At 45.9% G+C, this 1148-nt stretch carries 2 protein-coding genes; both read left to right on the top strand.

Annotation, left to right across the window (positions count from 1 at the left end):
- On the top strand, positions 1–181 hold a 181-nt coding region (locus tag B3C94_RS20675), incomplete at its 5' end, for a CheR family methyltransferase (RefSeq protein ID WP_293907282.1).
- A gap of 84 nt (positions 182–265) precedes the next feature.
- Positions 266–922, top strand: coding sequence for a response regulator (locus tag B3C94_RS20670; protein ID WP_293907280.1), 657 nt, complete (start codon positions 266–268; stop codon positions 920–922).
- Positions 923–1148 lie beyond the last annotated feature (226 nt).

The raw sequence follows: 1148 nt of genomic DNA, 5'->3' as shown, positions 1-1148 counted from the left end.
CCGCAACGTGCTGATCTATTTTGATACATCGCTGCAGGCCAAGGTGCTTTCCCTTTTTGACGAAAGCCTCGAAACATTCGGCTACCTCGCTCTAGGCAGTCAGGAGACGCTGCGCTTCTCGGTGCTGGCCTCCAGCTATAACCAGCTGGGCAAAGAAAAAATATGGCGGAAGATAAAATAGGATTTCTTGTATTTATACTTGAACTATTTTTAAAAAAATAACTTATTTAAAAAAATAAAGTACCTTAGTAAGATTGGAGGAAAAATGACTAAAATTCTTTTAGTTGATGACCATCGGCTTGTGCGGAACGGGATACGCTTGATTATTGATTCCCACGACAAGCTTTCGGTGGCAGAGGAAGTTGACAGTGCAGAGGATGCATTGATCTATCTTGAACAGAATACATTGCCGGATCTGGTGTTAACAGATCTGAATATGCAGGGCATGGATGGCATGAGTTTCATCCGAATGGCCAAAAAAATATACCCGGATCTCAGGTTTGCTGTACTTTCTATGATAGAAGAGCCTACTGAAGTAGCCGAAGCTTTTCGCAGTGGCGCAGACGGGTACTTGTCTAAAGGCGGGGATTATGATGAGATTGTCTTTGGACTATTGAGGTTGTCGCAGGGACACCGGTATCTGATGACTAATTTCGGCCTGCGTTTTATGGAAAATTTTGATGTCGAGAGCAGTACGGCTATAGATGTGGCTTCACGGCTGGCGCAGTATGAAATCTCGGAAAGGGAGTTTGCGGTGCTCGAACTTATTGCCCAGGGCTTTACGGCCGTCGAAATTGCGGATAAGATCTTTTTGAGCAAACGAACTGTCGAAGGGCACCGTCAGAATCTTATGGACAAGACCAAAAGCAAAAATACGGCCGACCTGATCCGTTTTGCTTTTCAGCAAAAGCTGCTGAGTTAAAAAAATGGCCTTTGTTTTTGCGCTGCTGGGTGCAGCGCAGAAAACAGAAGGCCTATATAATAGGGGGTTAGTTCGTCCCTGTGGTTGCTCCGCCTGCTTATTTCGAAGCTGATTTCCAGCCATTATCACGTGCTGTTCCCAGTTCGCCAAACTTGCCTTTTTCTCCGGCGGCATCTTTCCCGCCAAAGGTGTATACAGGTTCACCGATCAGCTCCAGCTGGAGCTG

Source organism: Sphingobacterium sp. UBA5670, from assembly GCF_002420705.1.
Lineage (GTDB): Bacteria > Bacteroidota > Bacteroidia > Sphingobacteriales > Sphingobacteriaceae > Sphingobacterium.
This window is presented reverse-complemented; position numbering and strand designations above follow the sequence as displayed.